Origin of the sequence: Cognatiyoonia sp. IB215182 (genome assembly GCF_033963905.1) — a bacterium.
Classification (GTDB): domain Bacteria; phylum Pseudomonadota; class Alphaproteobacteria; order Rhodobacterales; family Rhodobacteraceae; genus Yoonia.
The window spans coordinates 1-17159 of sequence record NZ_JAXBMB010000019.1 but is presented as its reverse complement, the minus strand read 5'-3'; the positions used below and the strand labels follow the sequence as shown (position 1 = coordinate 17159).

Here is a 17159-nt window from a genome sequence, read left to right as displayed (position 1 = left end):
AATATGACACGACGCTTTAGCGCATCCATTTGGATGGCTTTGATGATCGTCCTCACGCCAATCGGAGTGCAGGCCTGCACGACATCGCAGATGTTGGAGTTCATCGGCAGTCTTGAGGCCCCTGAGGGATATAATCAAGTCTATAGCGGCGTAAAACTGATGCCGCCCGCGCCGATCACCAGCATGACGGTGCAGGAGGTGATCAATTGGCAGCGCGAAGCGTCCCGTACTGCCGTGTCCTCTGCAGCGGGTCGGTATCAGGTTATTCGGGCCACCCTGGAGAGTCTGGTTGCACAGGGTGTTGTGCGCCCGTCAGATCGGTTCAGTCCGAGGACACAGGATCGGTTGGGTGCCGCCTTGCTCGCGGATATCGGTTATACGAACGGCACCACGGACCCGAATGTCGCAAATCGGATTTCTGGCGTTTGGGCCGCCTTGCCGCGTGTTACGGGTCCGGGGCGTGGCGTCTCGACCTACGAAGGGATCGCAGGCAATCACGCCCTGATCGATCCAGACAGCTACATGGCATTCATGGCCTGTGAAATTGGGCTTTCGGAGATCAGAACCCGATCCGCAATTGTGCGCGCGGGCTTACGCGTCGGGCTCAGCATTGAAGCCCTGTTAGAGAACATCCGGGAGCAATCCGCCAGGATCGTCGATCGATATTCCCAAGTGGCAATCTGGTTGTTGTGGAGCCTGTTGGCGGTGCAGCTCGTGTTCATGTTCGGCCGCCTTGCGATTATGGGCGAAGGACTGGAGGCCATGATCGCGAGCATGGTATTCCTGCTGCCGCTCACATTACTGCTTTGGGTGGTGATCACCAACTTTGGCGACATTTTAACGTGGACAGCCAGAGCAGCCACGCAAGTCTCCAACGATACAATCGGCTCGGAAGGCTTTTCGCTGGCAACACTCATCCGGGATCGGATGATCTTGTTCAGCCGCAACATGGAAGCCGGGTATGCTTTGTCAACCTGGGTCTATGGCGGCGTTTTGGCTGCAACGTTGTGCAACCTGATCGTGTTGGCCTTGCAGTTGGGCGCAGTGATCTTTGTGTATATGCGGTCTCTGATCGTACTGGCTGCCTCGGCGATCCTGCTGGGACTTGGCTCCTTGAGCGGCACACAGCATGTGGCTTTTGGCGTGCTGGCAAAGCTTCTCGGAGCTTTTCTGCAGATTCTGACAATCACCATCATCCTGTTTGCGACACTGGATCTGACGAGAGATCTGAGCGCCGCATCGGGAATACTGGGCCGGGCCTTTGCCGCTTTAACCCTGGATCTCGTTGCGCTTGTGCTTTTGGTCGCGGTGCCGCGAACCATGACAAAACTCGCCGTTGTAAGAGGAGTTTCCGCGTGAATCAATTATTCGGCTTGGTGAGAACATTGCTCTTTTGCACAATCTCGAGCCTCGCGTTCGTGGTCATACCTGACCCCGCTATTGCAGGGCCGGTCACAGCCAATTCAGAACAGGTGCGGGCATTCATTCGCCACTATGAGGCCACCAGTGATTACGATCTCTATCATCCTGGAATGAGATTAGCGCCACCTCGTCCTCTGACACAAATGACTGTGGGCGAGGTCATGGCATGGCAGAGATCACAGGGTGACGTCATATCGACCGCGTCCGGCGCATACCAAATCATTCAGCGCACCTTGCGTGGCCTCGTGAACAAGCATGGCATTGATCGTAATGCACTGTTTGACCGTCACATGCAGGATCACCTGGCGGATCTGTTGTTGTTGGAATGCAAAGCGCGTCGCAACAATGTCGTGCAATACGGAAACTGCATTGCGTATATCTGGGCGGCTTTGCCGCTGTTATCAGGGCCCGATACTGGCAAATCGGCATATGATGGGATCGCGGGTAACCGTACTCTCACAACCACGAAAAATTTCATGGCAATGCTTCAAGGCGACGGTGGGCAATTGACCCAACTGGTTGATGGCGGTGCTGCGGTTCTGTCTTACCGCGCCCGGGTCGCGCAGATGCAAGCGGAGATCGATGCTGAACGAGAACTGGGACAGGCTGCTGTCTGGAACATGAGGACGTACTCCAACTAGGGACTAGCCATGCGAGAGAGACGATCAAGACGCAAACATTACCTGGCCGCAATGCTTGCCATTGGGGCTGTTTACGCCGGGTTTTTCGTTGAAGCGGTGCCGCTTGTTGTCGCTGTTCTGCCGTTCGTTGCAGCCCTTTGCATGCGCTGGCGCATGTTGCGTGGGCTGATCGTCGCACCCTACTTCCTGGCGATCGCGCTCATGGCGGGGTGGGGATTGATCCAAATGGGATACGCCCCATGGCTGGTCATCATGGGCGGGTTGGTTGCTGCAGGCTTGTGTTCCGCGATGGTTGGATCTTTTGGTGTGACAATTTCATTACTTGTCCTGGCAATAATCCCTTTCTTTCCGGGGCATCCCTTGCTTGCGACGGGGTTCTTCATTGCTGACAGTACAATCTGGTCGCTTGCATTGGTCATTGCTGGTTGCGGCGCAATTGAAGGTTTCCGTTCAAAGCGCCGATACTCAAACAGCTTTGCGGTCGCGATGATACTTGCCGGGGTATTAGGGCTTGCCATGCAAAGCTTTACCTCGGGGTCTCAATCCGGGCGCGAGCTGGCATCGTCAGAGAGTTGGGAAGAGGTTGCGACAAACGCCAGCATCATGTCGACGAAGCGCGGAAAAATGATGGCAGTCATCACCCAGCTGCAGGATGGGGAGACCTACATCACTGGCGAGAACATCCTGGCATCGCAGGACCACCTCGAAATCCAGATGTTGTGCCGTGTGCTTCCTTCGCGGAATGCCACTGTTTACCTCGGTATCCAGGAAGCCGGAACGGGCCGTGCACAGGTGCGCATTCTGCGTCCGGATAGTGATTGCAGGGACCTTCCACTCGCATATGCTGCGCAAGTGGGCATACCCGGGATTACCGGGAACCCTTGGCCTTTTCTTCCCGCGGTCATTCATCAGGATGACATGCGCCCCCATACCCAGTGGCTCTCCTGCATTGAAGGATTCAGCCTTGCCAGTTGGTTGCGGGTATCAGTTGCCCGCCCGGCCAATGTGATCATCATTGCCAATGACTATTGGACTGAACCGCTGCCGATAGCGGGGCTGCGCCGCAAGATCAGCGCGGACATGGGGCGACTGCTTGGCGTGCGTGTTTTCCATGCCGATAGCGGACACAACATCCTTCGCCTGGCAGAAGGAGCGGTCAATTGAAGAGACGCAAACCACCGATCTGGTTTCTTCTTCTCTTCGTGGCCTTCATCGCCATCCTGGTGATCAAGATCCTGCCCCCACAGACCAGGTTTACGATCAATTGGACCAGCTCGGCACCACTGGGGCTTTACGTTCGCACCTCGCGCGAAAAAGCAACTTACGTATCGTTTTGTCTGCGGCAAGACCACGCCGTGTTCTTCTTCTTCGACCAGGTTTGTCACCCGGCAGCTCCGGAGAACACCGCACTTCTCAAACGCATTCGCAAACGTCTTGCAAATGGATCGCTCGAAGTCGCGGGCAGGGGGGCTTTTGCCATCGACAGTGATCTCATTGGCAGAGTGGAGCCTTCGCAAATCCAGGGCTGGTGGCGACCATTCATCACGTGGGAGACATAGCATGTTGCTTTACTTGAATGATTGCGCGTTGGATCTGTCCGCGCAAGATGCGCAGGCCGCACTGGAAGAAGCCCACAAAACGCGCACACGTGTTGAATGCCGCTGCACGCGGCCGCCCCAGGAGATGTACATTACAAAGATAGGGGCGCGTTTCTACGTGAAGCGTATGCCAGGGACGGGTCCGCGGCATGCCCCTGACTGTGATGCCTTTGAAGCGCCAGAGCATCTTTCGGGCCTGTCCGAACTCAACGGGACTGCCATTGTTGAATCCGCCGATGAGGGGACCACACTTCTCAAGCTGGGCTTTCCCCTCACCAAACGACGCAACCAGGCGGCACCACCTTCCGCGTCGGGGGCAACTGCAACCGAAGCCATCAGCAACCCCAAGAAAATGAGCCTGACAGCTTTGCTGCATTATCTGTGGCATGAGGCCGATCTGGTGAAATGGGTTCCTGCGATGGAGGGCAAAAGGTGGTGGGGTGTCGTGTGTTCTGCTCTGCGCCGGGGGATGGACAGCAAAATCGCCAAGGGTTTGAGCCTTGGTGATGTCGTCTATATTCCTGAACCTTTTAGCGTACCCCGTGCCGCGCAACTGACCGAGGAACGTACCCGCAAGTTCGATCAGATCGCGCGCATGAGTCCAGGTGGCACCTCTGTCGGCATTCTCATTGCCGAGTACAAATCTCATCAACCTTCCATTTACGGCTCAAAATTCACATTCAAGCATATCCCCGATTGTAGTTTTTTTGCGGATGCTGACCTGACAAAGCGATTCAACCGGGTATTTGAAGAGCAATTGATCCTGGCAAGCATAGTCGATGGCGCGATGCCGATTGCGATTGCCACGTTCACAATGACGAAGGCCGGATATCCAGCCTTACAGACTATCGGCATGATACTTGTGACCCGCGAGTTCCTGCCCTTCGAACATGTAAAGGAAGCCAAGCTTCTGGAAACACTGGTCAGCCAGAAGCGTCGCTTTATCAAGCAACAGAGGTTTAACCTGCCGCCTGACGCGACCATTGCATCTGTTCTGCTCAGCGACACCGAGAACCCCATTGCGATGTTTGTGACGCCACCTGGCGCATCAGTTGAAACGATCCGCGACATCCAGACCGCTCTGCAGGAGGAAGACTACCCGCATTGGATTTGGGGAAATGAGGTGGTCATGCCAACGATCGCAGCGCCAGGATCGCGGCATGTTGGGGGAACACCTGCATGAACAATAACAAACCCACGGTGGCGTCAATGTCGCCGAACGAACTTGAGGAGGAGATCAAACGCGTCCGCACCCGTGAAGAAGCGCGTCTGATCGCCGTCGCCAAACGCGCCGGCTATTTTAGCCAGGCGATCAAGACAGCGGACATCGACGAGATGTTCAAGCAGACCCTTGCCACCATGACACCGAAACATTCTCAACTGAGAAAGCTCGAGGACCGCATGACAAAGCTCAATTCCCGAATGCGCGATGCCGCCCGTCGCCTTGACGCACAGCGCAAGATTCTCCTGGGTTCTTTTTTGATAGCGCAGATCAACCACCGGCCAGAAGAGTTTGAGTGGGTTGCAGGTGAACTTGAGAAGTTTCTGTCCCAGCACAAGGACGCCAACGTCGCGGCCCGCAACAAAGAGATCATGGCGGATTGGTTAGACGGGAACGGCGATTCCGAAACGAATGATGCTGACAGGGAGCCACCCCATGACACGTGAAAATTTCTTCACAGCTTTTGTGTTTGGGTTTGCATGCATTCTGACAGCCATCGTGCAGGTCCATTTTGTCGGGCGCGCACGCATGGAAGACATGTTGGCGCGTAACATCCAGTTCCATGATTTTGTTGTCTATAACTGGCAACTCTTGTTGGCCCTTCTCATCGCAACCATCACAGGTAGCGTCACCATGCGGTCCATCAGACCCAGTCTGTTTGGGCCGATATTTGTGGGTATTGCTTTCTTCTTTTTCTACTCAACATCCACTTTGACAGGTCCGTTGCTATTGCAATTGAAAGCATCGCTCACCTTTGCAAACGGCTTCCAAATCTCGCCCGTCATGCTGAAGATCATGGCCTGGTACGCGGGGTGGTTCCTGCTCGGTGCGCTCGGGATACGATTGTGCATGGCTTTATTTGCGCAGGCGCAATCCATATCAGGTGACCATGACACTCTGGTTGGATCTGCCCTACGAGCTACTGGTCTGGATCGTTGGAAACCGGTTAAAACAACCTCGCTGTGGTTTGATAAAAACATAAGCCAAAGCCAGCGCCGTGGCATCCAGGTTTTCCTATTTTGGCTCCTTAGTGCCTTGCCATTCATTGCAGTTTTCTTGTCAAACACCCCATACCACATAGCGGTATGGCGCTCACACATTGCTGTGACTGGTGAGGCCACGGTTGTTATCAAACAACTCGCCACGATGGCTGCCTGGTGGAGTGCACCCGCTTTACTTTGGATTGTCTTCAGAGTGCATTATCGGCGCTTCCACGCGTGTGGCCCTGTGATATTGTTTAGCAGCCTCGCCGTATTATACGGAAGTTATTGGCAAGTCAGTGAAATTGCGCTGTCGTTTCGTGGCGTGCTTAACGCTCCCCAACGTTTGCAAATCGATTCAGGATCCAGTTTGGTTTTGATTATGGCTGCGCTGACGTTCTTCGTAAGCTGTTGCGGCGTCCGGGTAACATATGAGTGGCTCCGAGATGGTCACGACCGCTTAGGGAACAAGAAAAAGTCGCGCGCCGTTAAGGGCCTGCATAATGCTACCTGGGAAGACCGCAGCACTATCCGGCGCAACATGTCTGTACCCGGCGGGATCGTTCTTGGAGAATTGACCGATCCAATCAAGGAAACACCCAATTTTAAGCATAAGGAACCATCAACATGGGGTAGGCAGGGCAAAGGTGATTTGCTGACGATAGACCCCGCAGCAGGTAATGGGCACGTACTCGTCGTGTCCGAGACAGGTGGCTACAAGAGCAGCGGGATCGTGATTCCGAATGTCCTGACGTATAATGGCCCCGTTATAGTGGTGGATCCCAAGGGGGAGATATACGAACTCACGAAAGCTGCACGCCGTGCAATGGGCTTCAATCCGATCAAGATTGGAAGCGATGATGGCTTGGACCCTTTTCGGATGTTGGAACCACTCATTGGAAATGAACTGTCGACTTATAGAACAATCGCGGACTTACTTGTCCCCAGGTCCGCGTCGGCAGAACACGAGTATTTCCGGGAGAGAAGCGTCGACCTACTGACACCCCTTCTCTACCACTTCATGAAATCCAAGAGCCAATGCATTCCGGCGGATATCTTGAAGTTCCTATCTGGCGATATGGAAGAGGTCCTGGAACGTGCTGCCGATGTGGCGGCACTTCACGCGGATGTTCCGTTTGTCGTCAATGCCCTCGAACGAGCCAAGGCAATCGATGAGCGTGGCTTTGACAGCTTCATTCGACCGATTACCAATAAGCTTAACTTTGCGGAGTACCCGGACACGGCGGCATATGTCAGCAGCCCTGAGGGATCCAATAAATCAAATATCGCTCTCGACCCAAAAACGGACATTTTCGTCAACGTATCGACATTGACGCTTAAGACGTTTGAACCGTTGATCCGTCTCTTACTTGGCAGCATTCTCATTGGAGCCCAAATAGGTGTCACACCTGAGAAACCTTTGGCGCGGCGTCTGATCATTATCGACGAGGCAAAAAGCCTCGGGAAACTAGACATTCTTCCTCTCATTCGAGACGAAGGCCGAGGATACGGCCTGCATCTCATGATGATCTACCAAACCTGGGGCGAGGTAGAGGGCGTTTGGGAAAGGGAGGGCGCGGAAGCTTGGATGAATGGAACGGAAGCGAAAGTCCTGGGCTGGGTTCAGTCGAAAACCCGAGCAGAAGACCTTTCCGGAATGCTCGGTACCAGTACCGAAGTTGTCGAAACGCTTAGTCACTCAAAAAGCTCGACTACAGATAGCATCATGAGGGTTCAATCGGGAACCACCCGCAGCGAACAATTGAGAGAAATGCCCTTACTTTCGGCGCGGCAAATCTCTGAAATTCCACGCCACGGCGCGATTATTTTGACTCGGGACTCCAAGCCAATCATGGCGAGCAAGGCGATGTACTTCACACGCTCTGAGATGCTGAAGAAGATCCGAGGGATAGATCGATAATGGTGACGTCTATATTGCTCGACGTTTGGGCTTGCCACAGACGCAAAGCCGCCAAGGCAGGCAGCCCTGACCAACATAAAGTATGACTAGGCAACGCGATGGGCGTCTCAAAAGCAAAACCGCTTCAAAGGCCGGACAGATTTGAAATCACCATCAGTATCCATGGCACCAGGATAACACATATCAGCGCCGTCCACGCAGAACACGCTGCTGTGGAGCGCGTTATGCGATCTTATGCTATGTACAGCCCAGACGTCGTGTTCGTGAAGCGCTTGGGGTCATTGCCAAAACCACGAGCAACGTAATGACGTAATCTCGTCATGTCGGGAAAATCGAAAATGCTCATGCTTGTCTGACGCGGGCACTGTCGACATCCTACAAGAGCGCCCATGGAAGCCGAACAGGCATTGAACCTGTTGCGGTCGTCAAGTGCGTCCGAAGAGCCTTTCAATATCGGCGAGCTTCAATTCCACATAGGTTGGTCGTCCATGGTTGCACTGACCGGAATGCGGTGTTGCCTCCATTTCACGGAGCAATGCGTTCATTTCTTCTGCGCGCATCCAACGTCCTGATCGAATAGATCCGTGACAAGCAACACGGCTGAGGATGGCGTCGATTTTCGCTTTTACGATTTGGCTTTCGCCCTGATCTGAGAGTTCGTCCAAAACGTCGAGAAGCAAGGACTGTGCATCGACTTCACCCAGAATAGCGGGTGTCTCTCGCACAGCAATGGCATTTCCCCCAAATGGTTCGATGGTCAATCCCATACCACTGAGTTCCTCGGCCACTTCCATCAGCCGCGAGCAATCTTCCTCCGGAAGCTCCACTATTTCCGGAATCAGAAGTGCTTGGGCAGCGATGCCGTCTTTCGCCATCTGGTGTTTCAGTTTCTCGTAGACCAGTCTTTCATGTGCTGCATGTTGGTCTACGATCACTATACCGTCAGATGTTTGCGCGATGATGTAGTTTTCATGCACCTGTCCGCGGGCTGCACCAAGCGGAAGGCTTTCTGCAGGCATGTCGGGTTCCTGGATAGGTGCTGGCTCAGATGAGGAAGAACCTTCTGGAACACTGAGCTCCGGAGTGTTGCCGCTCAGATCATTGGCAAGCTCGTCAAACGCAGGAGTCTGAGCTTGATATGCCGTACTCCGCGCCGCATTTGATGGCCGATCCATTTGATAGACTCGGGTTGGGCCGGGCTTTATTGACTCCGGTCTCATTGCACCCAGTGTTGCCTCAGAAACAGTCGTCGAGGCCCTATGCCCTGCATCGGCCAAAGCATGCTTCAAAGCCGAGACGATTAACCCACGGGCTACACCTGGGTCGCGGAACCGGACCTCAGATTTCGCAGGATGGACATTGACATCCACCAGGGTGGGTTCGCAATCTATGAACAGCACCGCAGCAGGGTGGCGGTCGCGACTGAGAAAATCGGAGTAGGCGCCCCGAAGCGCCCCGACGAGCAACTTGTCACGTACTGGACGGCCGTTGACGTAAAGGAATTGCGACACCGCAGCGCCCCGCGAATAGGTTGGGAGGGCCGCATATCCGTAAAGCCGAAGCCCATCCCGAGTCGCATCAATCCGCAATGCGTTGTCCGCAAAGTCATGGCCTAAGACCTTTGCGAGCCTTGCGTGCAATGCATCAAACAAATCACCGCTCTCACGATCCGCCCGGAAGACAACACGTCCTTCACCTCCACCAGATACGTCTCGTAAGACAAACGTGACTGAGGGCTCGGCCATGGAAAGCCGCTTAACAACATCTGAAATCGCTTGTGCTTCTGCGCGATCAGTGCGCATGAACTTCAAGCGGGCCGGTGTTGCAAAGAACAGGTCACAGAGTTCCACAACAGTACCGGTGTGTAGGGCTGCGGGTTTCACAGCTTCCATATCTCCACCAGAAACATGGATCGAAGCCGCCTCTTCATCAGCCACACGAGTTGTGATTGTCAGTCGCCCCACAGCTCCAAGAGCCGGCAAAGCCTCACCACGAAACCCAAAGGTATGAATGTTGAGTAAGTCGGACCCGTCCAGCTTGGACGTCGCATGACGAGACAGGGCCAGTGGCAAATCCTCGGCCGGAATGCCATACCCATCGTCCGTAACACGGATCAGTGTTTTGCCGCCGTCAGCGATATCGATCGTAATCCGGGTTGCCATCGCATCAATCGCGTTCTCGACCAGTTCCTTCACAGCCGATGCTGGTCGTTCGACAACTTCGCCAGCAGCAATGCGGTTTATTGCTGCATCGTCGAGTTGGCGGATACGCGGCGCAACTCTGGATCCTGCATTTTCATCGAGCATCTCAAAGGTTCCCGTAAGTCTACAAATCATGATGTCCCGGAAATGGAACGCGATGAGTCATAGTAGAACAAAGAGGGAACTTTGACAATTACCTCACCAGGATTCTGCCCCGTCCGGCATTCAACCTCTTACGGCGCGCAGATGAATAGGATTACCCTATCGAAGCATTGCTTATCTGTATTTTATTTCGGGCACCAACCCTGCTGTAATTGTTTTATAGACCAAGCCTGCCCCCAGGCGTTCCCTTATCCCCACAAGAGGGAGAGTCTGGGGGTTTTCTGATGTGATCTGCTGTTGGTTTGGACAAGCGCGCTCGTTGGAAATGAGTATTGGCGGCTGCAATTTCCCCCTGTTTCAACTTTGGCCCCTACAGGAGTATTCCAGAATGACAAATGAACCCTTGGGCACCCAGCCAGCCGTTCTTCTGTTCGACGTTTTAGTTCGGGGTGATCGTTTGACCAGGTTCAAGGGTCAGGTGGCGGACGTCGCACCAAGCCTTTCGGTGGTGGCGTCAGCCACAGTGCAGCGTTCAGCGGAGTCACGACGCGCCTGTGTAGAGAAAGGCTGTTAACAGTGCTGGGCCCTTTTGAAGTGCCATCCGTGGGAAGAGTGCTCGTATCAAAGCATGCCCCCAATTGGCTCAAGAGCTCTGTAGCAGAGTTGATCACGAAAGACCCAGTCACGGCAAAACAGCAAGCGTTCTGGCTCTACATGATCATGAAGCAAAGAACGAAGGCTACAGAGCTGGAGCGAAGGCTGCAGGTTTATCGGTGCCGTTTTAGAGCGGACCCAAGCCGCAGTCATATTCATTGATAAGACCCATGATTAACAGAGTGGCAGGGACAAGCGATTTGAGCTGCGGTGACTTAGATATCGAACCACTTTCACCGGAAGAGTCTGAGATGTTGGCGCAAGAATGGGCGGATCTTTGGGCACAGGCGTATGGTTTCGCAGACGCTGAAGATATGAAGGCTGAAGGCGAAAGAATGGAACGAGAGTACCGTGCTCAGAAGGCCAGAAAACAAGAGCGATGAGCCGCTACTTCCATTAACTCTCGACGCCATTCACCGTGTGAATCGCATTTCGGCACCGTCAGCAAGGCACAAAATGCATAAACAAGCTTCCAATAAAACTCGCCATCGAACGGCCGAGGCTGAGATAATTGTCGCCGACATTGTCACAGTTATGTTCAGGCACGGCCTCGACTTTAAATCGCTCAACACGTTTTTGTTGGCAAACACAACGTTGTTGGAGGCTGGCTTGGCCAAGAAAAAACGACATCGGCAGTACCTCGACGAAAGAGCCAAGATCAGGCGCGAACTGCTCCGGCGCCACGTTAATGGCGAATCCTATCGTCAGATTGCCGAGACGCTGGATATCAGCCTCACTCGAGCTTATGAGATCAAAGCGACCGAGGTCGACCGCGTCTGGAAGGCAATACGTGCCAACCCCGATAGCGTACCAGCACTTGCTGAGAAATATGGCCTTTCCACCTACGACATCATGACGATTTATCAGAAACGGCAAGACCGCCATGAAGCGCAGCTATAACAAGACCGACTTTGGGCGGAACAATATGATGCCGAGCACTAGGACTTGTTCGGGTAGCACAGATTTAATAACTGATCATGATTTCAACAAAGGTGCAGATCAATTACCCACGTCTTAATGGCAGGTGTGCTTCTCGGAGCTTTGTGGTTGCCGATCAAAGCAATGGCCGAAGTCCACGTTCGAGACGCTGACACAATCGTTGTGAGAGGGACGCCGGTACGACTGAATGGCGTTGATGCACCGGAACTTGGAACGCGTGCCGGGCAGGAGTCTCGCCGATGGATGGTGACTTTTCTCAGGGGAAAGCAGGTGACCTGTGATTTTAGCGGGGAGCGCACCCATGATCGCTGGGTTGGAGTTTGCTATGCTGAAGGTGAGGACATTGGCGCGGCAGTTATTGCAGCTGGCTACGCGCTCGACTGCGCCAGGTATTCTGGTGGCCGCTATGCGCATCTCGAAACGCCAGCCGCGAAGTCACGACTGACACGGGCAAGATACTGCTAAGTTGCGCAAGCCGGATATAGAAAACTCTGTCACACGATTGTCGGTGCACATCCAGTCATAGCTGGTGCCTATCCAAGCATAGGATTTTGGAATTTCCTTAAGGCTGCAAGCTGGTTCTATTGTTCAGTATGGTGCACATCGAATGGCCTGCGTGTGTTTGGCTGAAAACCGTCAGTATCCGCAATAAATCTAGCCTGTTGCTAACAGGTCGGTTCGGCCTGTCATATCACCGGTTCATGCTGCGCGTCGGCGCAGACAGCAGCACCCACCGGCTACATCATCCTTACGGTCTGATCACGGTTTCTGGATTGGATGGCCTGACACGCGCTGTGGCTGTTAGCAGTTTGGGGTCTGATGTGACCCCCTCGCACTTTTCCACGATCAGGATGGACTGTGCCGAAACAGCGCTCTGCCGATCGCCGACGGTGGTTCACCTCTGGCTGAGGCTCAAACAAAGCCTGCGGCAGACGCCATTGTTAAACCCGCATTTCCGCTAACCCAGTGACCGCCTAAGGGGCGGGGCGGTGCCTTTCCGACCCCGTTCAAACACGTTCGCAATACACCACACAGGAGAGTTTCAGGATGAAAAACGAACCCTTGGACATCCAGCCAGTCGTTCGTCCGCTCAATGTTTTTATTCGGGGCGGTCGTCTGACCAAGTTCAAGGGGCAGGTGGCGAGCCTTGCGCCAGGGTGCTTGGTTGCGGCGACGGCTGCGGTTCTGTTCACCGGCGGCGCGGCGCATGCGGACAATGAGTGTGGGACGGATAGGGCTGGCCAAGACACCGTCACATGTGGCGCTAGCGATTCCAGCTACCCCAACTACACTGATGGCATCAACTATGCCTTTTCTGACGGGCTCACTCTGATACTTCCGGTACCTCCAGCCGACGGCCCTAGCATCGAGGTGAGTGGCAAAGGGGTGAGTGTGTCTGGGAGTGGGACGGGTGAAGGTGAAATCTCTGTACAAATAGAGGGCGGCGCGGTCACCACGACTGGCATAGGTGGATTTGGAGTTGTTTCGTTCTTCACCAATGGGTCGGGTACAGCCGCGGCGACCGTGCATATGACTGACGGGGCAGTCAATACAACGGGTGACCTTGCCGATGGGCTTGTGGTGGGGAATTCTGGCGCTGGTGAGGCAAGGGCGCAAATGGTGGGCGGCACGGTCACCACGAGTGGCGAAGATGCTGTTGGAATTTCGGCGATATCGTTGGGCGGTCAGGCTGTTGTCGACCTGGGCGTGAGCGCCACTGTCACGGCTTCCGGAGCCGGTGCAGACGGCATTCACGTTCAGGGTGCAAGCGGGTTTGACATCGACGTGGCGGGAGTTGTGAGTGGCGGAGCGTTCAGGGAAGCGACATCCACTAAAGGAGCTATCAACGGCGCCGCGATACGAACGACGTCCAGCCCTGGCGGGACGATTGATATCGACAGCGGTGCCGAGGTGAACGCCGGGATGTCTGGTCTTGCAATACAGGACGGGGATGGGGATGCGGTCGTCACTTCGGCAGGGGAACTGACCGGTGATGTGCGTCTTGGGGCGGGGGACGATAGTCTCACGATTTCTTCCACAGCCACCTATGACTTTTCCTATACCCTGGACGGCGGCGAGGGTGGCGATGATCACCTGACCTTGCATGGTCAAACCATGACCTCAATGGAGAACGTCATCAACTGGGAGCGCCTCACAATGATAGGCGGCTCGGTCACCACCCAAGGAGCAGACGCACACGGGCTTAACGCAGTATCGGAAGGCGGGCCGGCTGTTGTTGACCTGGGTGAGAACGCCGTGGTCACGGCTTCCGGAATGAATGCAGACGGGATCCGCGCTGAGGGTGCAACAGGCTTTGACGTGGACGTAGTCGGTCGCTTGACAGGTGGCGCTGACAATGGCGCTGCGATCCGCACGATCTCCAGCGCTGGAGGGATGATTGATATTGCCAGCGGCGCTACCGTGACGGCAGGGGACTCTCGTATTGCGATACAGGACGGGGATGGTGGTACGGAGATCATGTCGGCAGGCACAGTTACCGGCGCTGTGCGTCTTGGGGTAGGGGATGATATCCTGACCCTGACGAGCGGCCGTTTCACCGGGGATATCTATGCCGGCGCGGGCAACGATACAGTCACCATATCGGCCGCCACTGAGTATGATGGGTCCTATATCCTGGACGGTGGTGCAGGTGACAATGATCAGCTGATTTTAAGTGGGCGAACGATGACCTCAATGGAGAACGTCAGCGACTGGGAGCATCTTACACTGAAGGATGGGACGAAGTTGAGCCTGGATAAGGGTTCCAGGCTGGATATGGATCTCTCGATAGAGGCAGGATCTGTATTCAGCATGTCTGGCGGGGGCACCCCCACGGGGACGTCCATTGCAGGCAAAGTGGCCAACGCGTCTGGCAGCGCCGTGACCATCGTCGGTGATGTGACCAATAGTGGTACCTTGAGCGTGCAGGACCGGACTGCGGGGGATGTGATCACCATTGAGGGCAACTACACCGGATCGGGATCGAGTGTCTTTGCCTTGGATGCGCGTATGGACGACGATGGTGTGAACACCGACAGGCTTGAGATCACCGGCGACGCGTCGGGCGAGACGATGCTGTTGATTGCTGGCCTGGATAGCATTGCTCCTACGGACGCCCCGCTTGAGCTTAACCTGGTCACAGTTGGCGGAGCGTCCGATGACGCAACCTTCACCCTGATGGGCAACTATGTCACCCCGGAAGAGGAGCGTACTGTTATCTCGGGCGCCTATCTCTACAGGCTGGTTGAGACGGGCGGTGGTTGGGGATTGAACGCGCGGTCGAAGCGCGGTGAAGTCACCTATCAACCGTCCGCGCCGCTCTATGACAGCTATGGTGCGTCGCTGCTGGCGTTTAATGCGCCCTCTGGGCTGGACGCACGGGGCAGTGCGCAGGACTTCCGGAGCCTGGCCTGGGGCGGCGCAGGGGCTGATGCGGCTGATCAGGATACCGGCACGCCGCTGTGGATCCGGATGGGGACAGAGCAGCTGACCACGTCGGAAGAGCACAGCACCACAGGGGCGGCACTTGAGAGCAGTCTGTGGGAGATGGAGATCGGGGCGGATCTGACCCTGAACAGCAGTGATGCGGGGCTTCTTGTGGGCGGGCTGATGTTCTCCTACGGGACGGGCAGTACGGATGTCAGCTCTGACCTGGGGGACGGGTCGATCGAGACCAGTGGCCTGGGCCTTGGGCTGGCCGCCACGTGGTATGATGCGCGCCGGTTCTATGTTGACGGGCAGGTGACGCTGACCTCCTACACCAGCGATCTGACCTCGGACAGGCTTGGGACCCTGACCGAGGGCAACAGCGGGACGGGCTATGCGCTGTCGCTGGAGGCGGGACAGCAGCTTGATCTGGGCACGCGGCTGACGGTGACGCCGCAATCCCAGCTGAGCCTGTCGTCAGTGACGTTCAGTGACTTCACGAGTGAGGCGCACCAGGAGGCGGTCGCGCTGAGCGATGCGACCAGCCAGCAGCTGCGGCTTGGGCTTGAGGTCGCGGCGCAGGAGCGTGGGGAGAGTGGCCTCTATGGCATTGTGAACCTGTACCATGAGTTTGGTGCGGGCAGTGAGGTGGAGGTGGCGGGCACGTCGCTGACGACGGAGCGTGAGCCCTGGACGCTTGGGGCCGGACTTGGCGGTAGCTATGTCCTGACCGAGCGTGTGGATCTCTTCGGCGACGTTGCCTATGCCACCGGGCTCAGCAATGCGGGCGACACCAGTGCCCTCAGCGCAAATGCAGGGCTGAAAGTGGTGTTCTAGAGAAACAGCACTGTATGTGACTGCCGGCGCAGGCCAGAATGAGACGTTGCCGCAAATTGGTTCATCGCAAGGTAGACCCGCAAACCTGGCTCGCCGACACCATCGCCCGCATCCCCGGTTACAAGATCACGAAAGTGCAGGAGTTGTTCCCTTGGAACTAGAGTTACTCAAGCGCAGTTGGGCGACTGCGGGTGGAGTGATCGCGTCCACACCGGCTGCGGCTGAAGTTTGTGACAAAGTTCGGCCAGGCTGGAACCCAGCTGATGGCCCGATCAACCAATTTGAAGACCTGACCTTGTTCTTCATTGAGCCTTTGGGCCTGATCGTTTTGGTGTTAACCGTTGCGGCTGTTTTACTCAGAAAAACCTGGATCGCCTCCATCACAGTAACACTGCTGTTTGCAATCATGGTCCTGAACATAAGCACCTGGATTGAAGCCGATGACGTCACGAATTCCGCCAACTCAGAGGGCTGCATCACTGCACCCATACTAACGACCACCACTTTGATCGCCATAAGCGCCATCATCTTGACGACCACTTGCCGCAGCTCACTACGTCGGCTGAAAAGTCACGACTGACCCGGGCAAGATACTGCTAATCTCCTTCCGTCCATTGAACCCGGCTTTTTGGGCTTGAGCATTGCCTGCTACGCTGCGTGGGCAGCTGCGCGTAAGTGATCGCCTGGCGACTTGCTCCCTACGCGACAGAGCCGCACGACAGCGCTAGATTGAAATCCCAAAATCGTTTTGCGGCGTGCCCCGCGCCACGATCTGCAAATGCCCATCCGCCATACGAATTGCAAATTCTGTACTAAAACAGAGAGTTGTATGGAGTATGAAGAACGGGAAGCCACTACTGTCACCTGAAGCGGGGCGAACAACGCAAGCTTGCAAAGTGGCTTGAAGCCAAAATATCGGTATCAGAGATCGCGGATCGATTGGGTCGCTATCTTTGTCGCATCTCCCGGTAGATCAATGGCACGACCTGGAGAACAGCCTCTGCAGCGACTTTTAGGGTCTGATCAATATTCTCCTCCGCAATCTCGAACATTGAGTTGCCGTCGTTATCAAACATATGAACCAGGATCGGCATCATCAGCTTCGCACCTATTGCAGACTGTCCAAAGGTATCCCAGGTCGCGACATCAAGCTTCACCGCCTCCATGAAGCCTTCGCACCAGTCCATCGCGATGGCGTGTCCTTCAGGAGCCTGCC

At 55.3% G+C, this 17159-nt stretch carries 16 protein-coding genes; 14 read left to right on the top strand and 2 right to left on the bottom strand.

Annotated elements, in window-relative coordinates:
- Window positions 1-33 precede the first annotated feature (33 nt).
- From SLH47_RS23695 to SLH47_RS23665, 7 genes are read left to right on the top strand one after another with little or no spacing between them, the layout of a single operon-like run.
- On the top strand, window positions 34-1359 hold the full coding sequence (locus SLH47_RS23695; RefSeq protein WP_320243278.1) for a hypothetical protein: 1326 nt from the start codon (window positions 34-36) through the stop codon (window positions 1357-1359).
- 59 nt (window positions 1360-1418) lie between these two features.
- Window positions 1419-2063 (top strand): hypothetical protein, encoded by a 645-nt coding sequence (locus SLH47_RS23690; RefSeq protein WP_320243276.1) that lies wholly within the window; start codon window positions 1419-1421, stop codon window positions 2061-2063.
- A 9-nt stretch (window positions 2064-2072) separates the two neighbouring features.
- On the top strand, window positions 2073-3227 hold the full coding sequence (locus SLH47_RS23685; RefSeq protein WP_320243274.1) for a hypothetical protein: 1155 nt from the start codon (window positions 2073-2075) through the stop codon (window positions 3225-3227).
- A complete protein-coding gene (locus SLH47_RS23680) occupies window positions 3224-3622 on the top strand; it encodes a hypothetical protein (RefSeq protein WP_320243272.1) in 399 nt (132 codons plus the stop codon). The genes SLH47_RS23685 and SLH47_RS23680 overlap by 4 nt, the downstream gene beginning before the upstream one ends.
- 1 nt (window position 3623) lies before the next feature.
- Window positions 3624-4844, top strand: a complete 1221-nt coding sequence (locus tag SLH47_RS23675; RefSeq protein ID WP_320243270.1) for a DUF1173 family protein — start codon at window positions 3624-3626, stop codon at window positions 4842-4844.
- On the top strand, window positions 4841-5329 hold the full coding sequence (locus tag SLH47_RS23670; RefSeq protein ID WP_320243268.1) for a hypothetical protein: 489 nt from the start codon (window positions 4841-4843) through the stop codon (window positions 5327-5329). Before SLH47_RS23675 ends, SLH47_RS23670 begins: the two co-directional genes overlap by 4 nt.
- On the top strand, window positions 5319-7784 hold the full coding sequence (locus SLH47_RS23665; protein WP_320243267.1) for a type IV secretory system conjugative DNA transfer family protein: 2466 nt from the start codon (window positions 5319-5321) through the stop codon (window positions 7782-7784). Before SLH47_RS23670 ends, SLH47_RS23665 begins: the two co-directional genes overlap by 11 nt.
- 425 nt (window positions 7785-8209) lie before the next feature.
- Here SLH47_RS23665 and mutL read toward each other — a convergent pair whose 3' ends face one another.
- Window positions 8210-10090 (bottom strand): DNA mismatch repair endonuclease MutL, encoded by a 1881-nt coding sequence (gene mutL, locus SLH47_RS23660; protein ID WP_320243265.1) that lies wholly within the window; start codon window positions 10088-10090, stop codon window positions 8210-8212.
- A gap of 821 nt (window positions 10091-10911) precedes the next feature.
- Between mutL and SLH47_RS23655 the strand changes: the two genes are divergently transcribed.
- The 7 genes from SLH47_RS23655 to SLH47_RS23630 all read left to right on the top strand — a co-directional run bounded on the left by SLH47_RS23655 (window position 10912) and on the right by SLH47_RS23630 (window position 16523).
- A complete protein-coding gene (locus SLH47_RS23655) occupies window positions 10912-11124 on the top strand; it encodes a hypothetical protein (RefSeq protein ID WP_320243263.1) in 213 nt (70 codons plus the stop codon).
- Between the two features lie 73 nt (window positions 11125-11197).
- Complete coding sequence (locus tag SLH47_RS23650) at window positions 11198-11641, top strand: hypothetical protein (RefSeq protein WP_320243261.1); 444 nt, start codon at window positions 11198-11200, stop codon at window positions 11639-11641.
- A gap of 117 nt (window positions 11642-11758) precedes the next feature.
- Entirely contained in the window at window positions 11759-12145 is a 387-nt protein-coding gene (locus tag SLH47_RS23645; RefSeq protein WP_320243259.1) for a thermonuclease family protein, read from the top strand.
- Window positions 12146-12273: 128 nt separating this feature from the next.
- Window positions 12274-12642: a hypothetical protein gene (locus SLH47_RS23640; protein WP_320243257.1), complete on the top strand. Its 369-nt coding sequence runs from the start codon at window positions 12274-12276 to the stop codon at window positions 12640-12642.
- An 85-nt stretch (window positions 12643-12727) separates the two neighbouring features.
- A complete protein-coding gene (locus SLH47_RS23635; protein ID WP_320243256.1) occupies window positions 12728-15943 on the top strand; it encodes an autotransporter outer membrane beta-barrel domain-containing protein in 3216 nt (1071 codons plus the stop codon).
- Between the two features lie 38 nt (window positions 15944-15981).
- Complete coding sequence (locus tag SLH47_RS26435; protein WP_413785671.1) at window positions 15982-16104, top strand: transposase domain-containing protein; 123 nt, start codon at window positions 15982-15984, stop codon at window positions 16102-16104.
- The gene (locus SLH47_RS23630; RefSeq protein WP_320243254.1) at window positions 16095-16523 is read left to right on the top strand and encodes a hypothetical protein; all 429 of its coding nucleotides are present in this window, start codon (window positions 16095-16097) and stop codon (window positions 16521-16523) included. Before SLH47_RS26435 ends, SLH47_RS23630 begins: the two co-directional genes overlap by 10 nt.
- A gap of 367 nt (window positions 16524-16890) precedes the next feature.
- Here SLH47_RS23630 and SLH47_RS23625 read toward each other — a convergent pair whose 3' ends face one another.
- Entirely contained in the window at window positions 16891-17109 is a 219-nt protein-coding gene (locus tag SLH47_RS23625; protein ID WP_413785673.1) for a hypothetical protein, read from the bottom strand.
- Window positions 17110-17159: the final 50 nt, after the last annotated feature.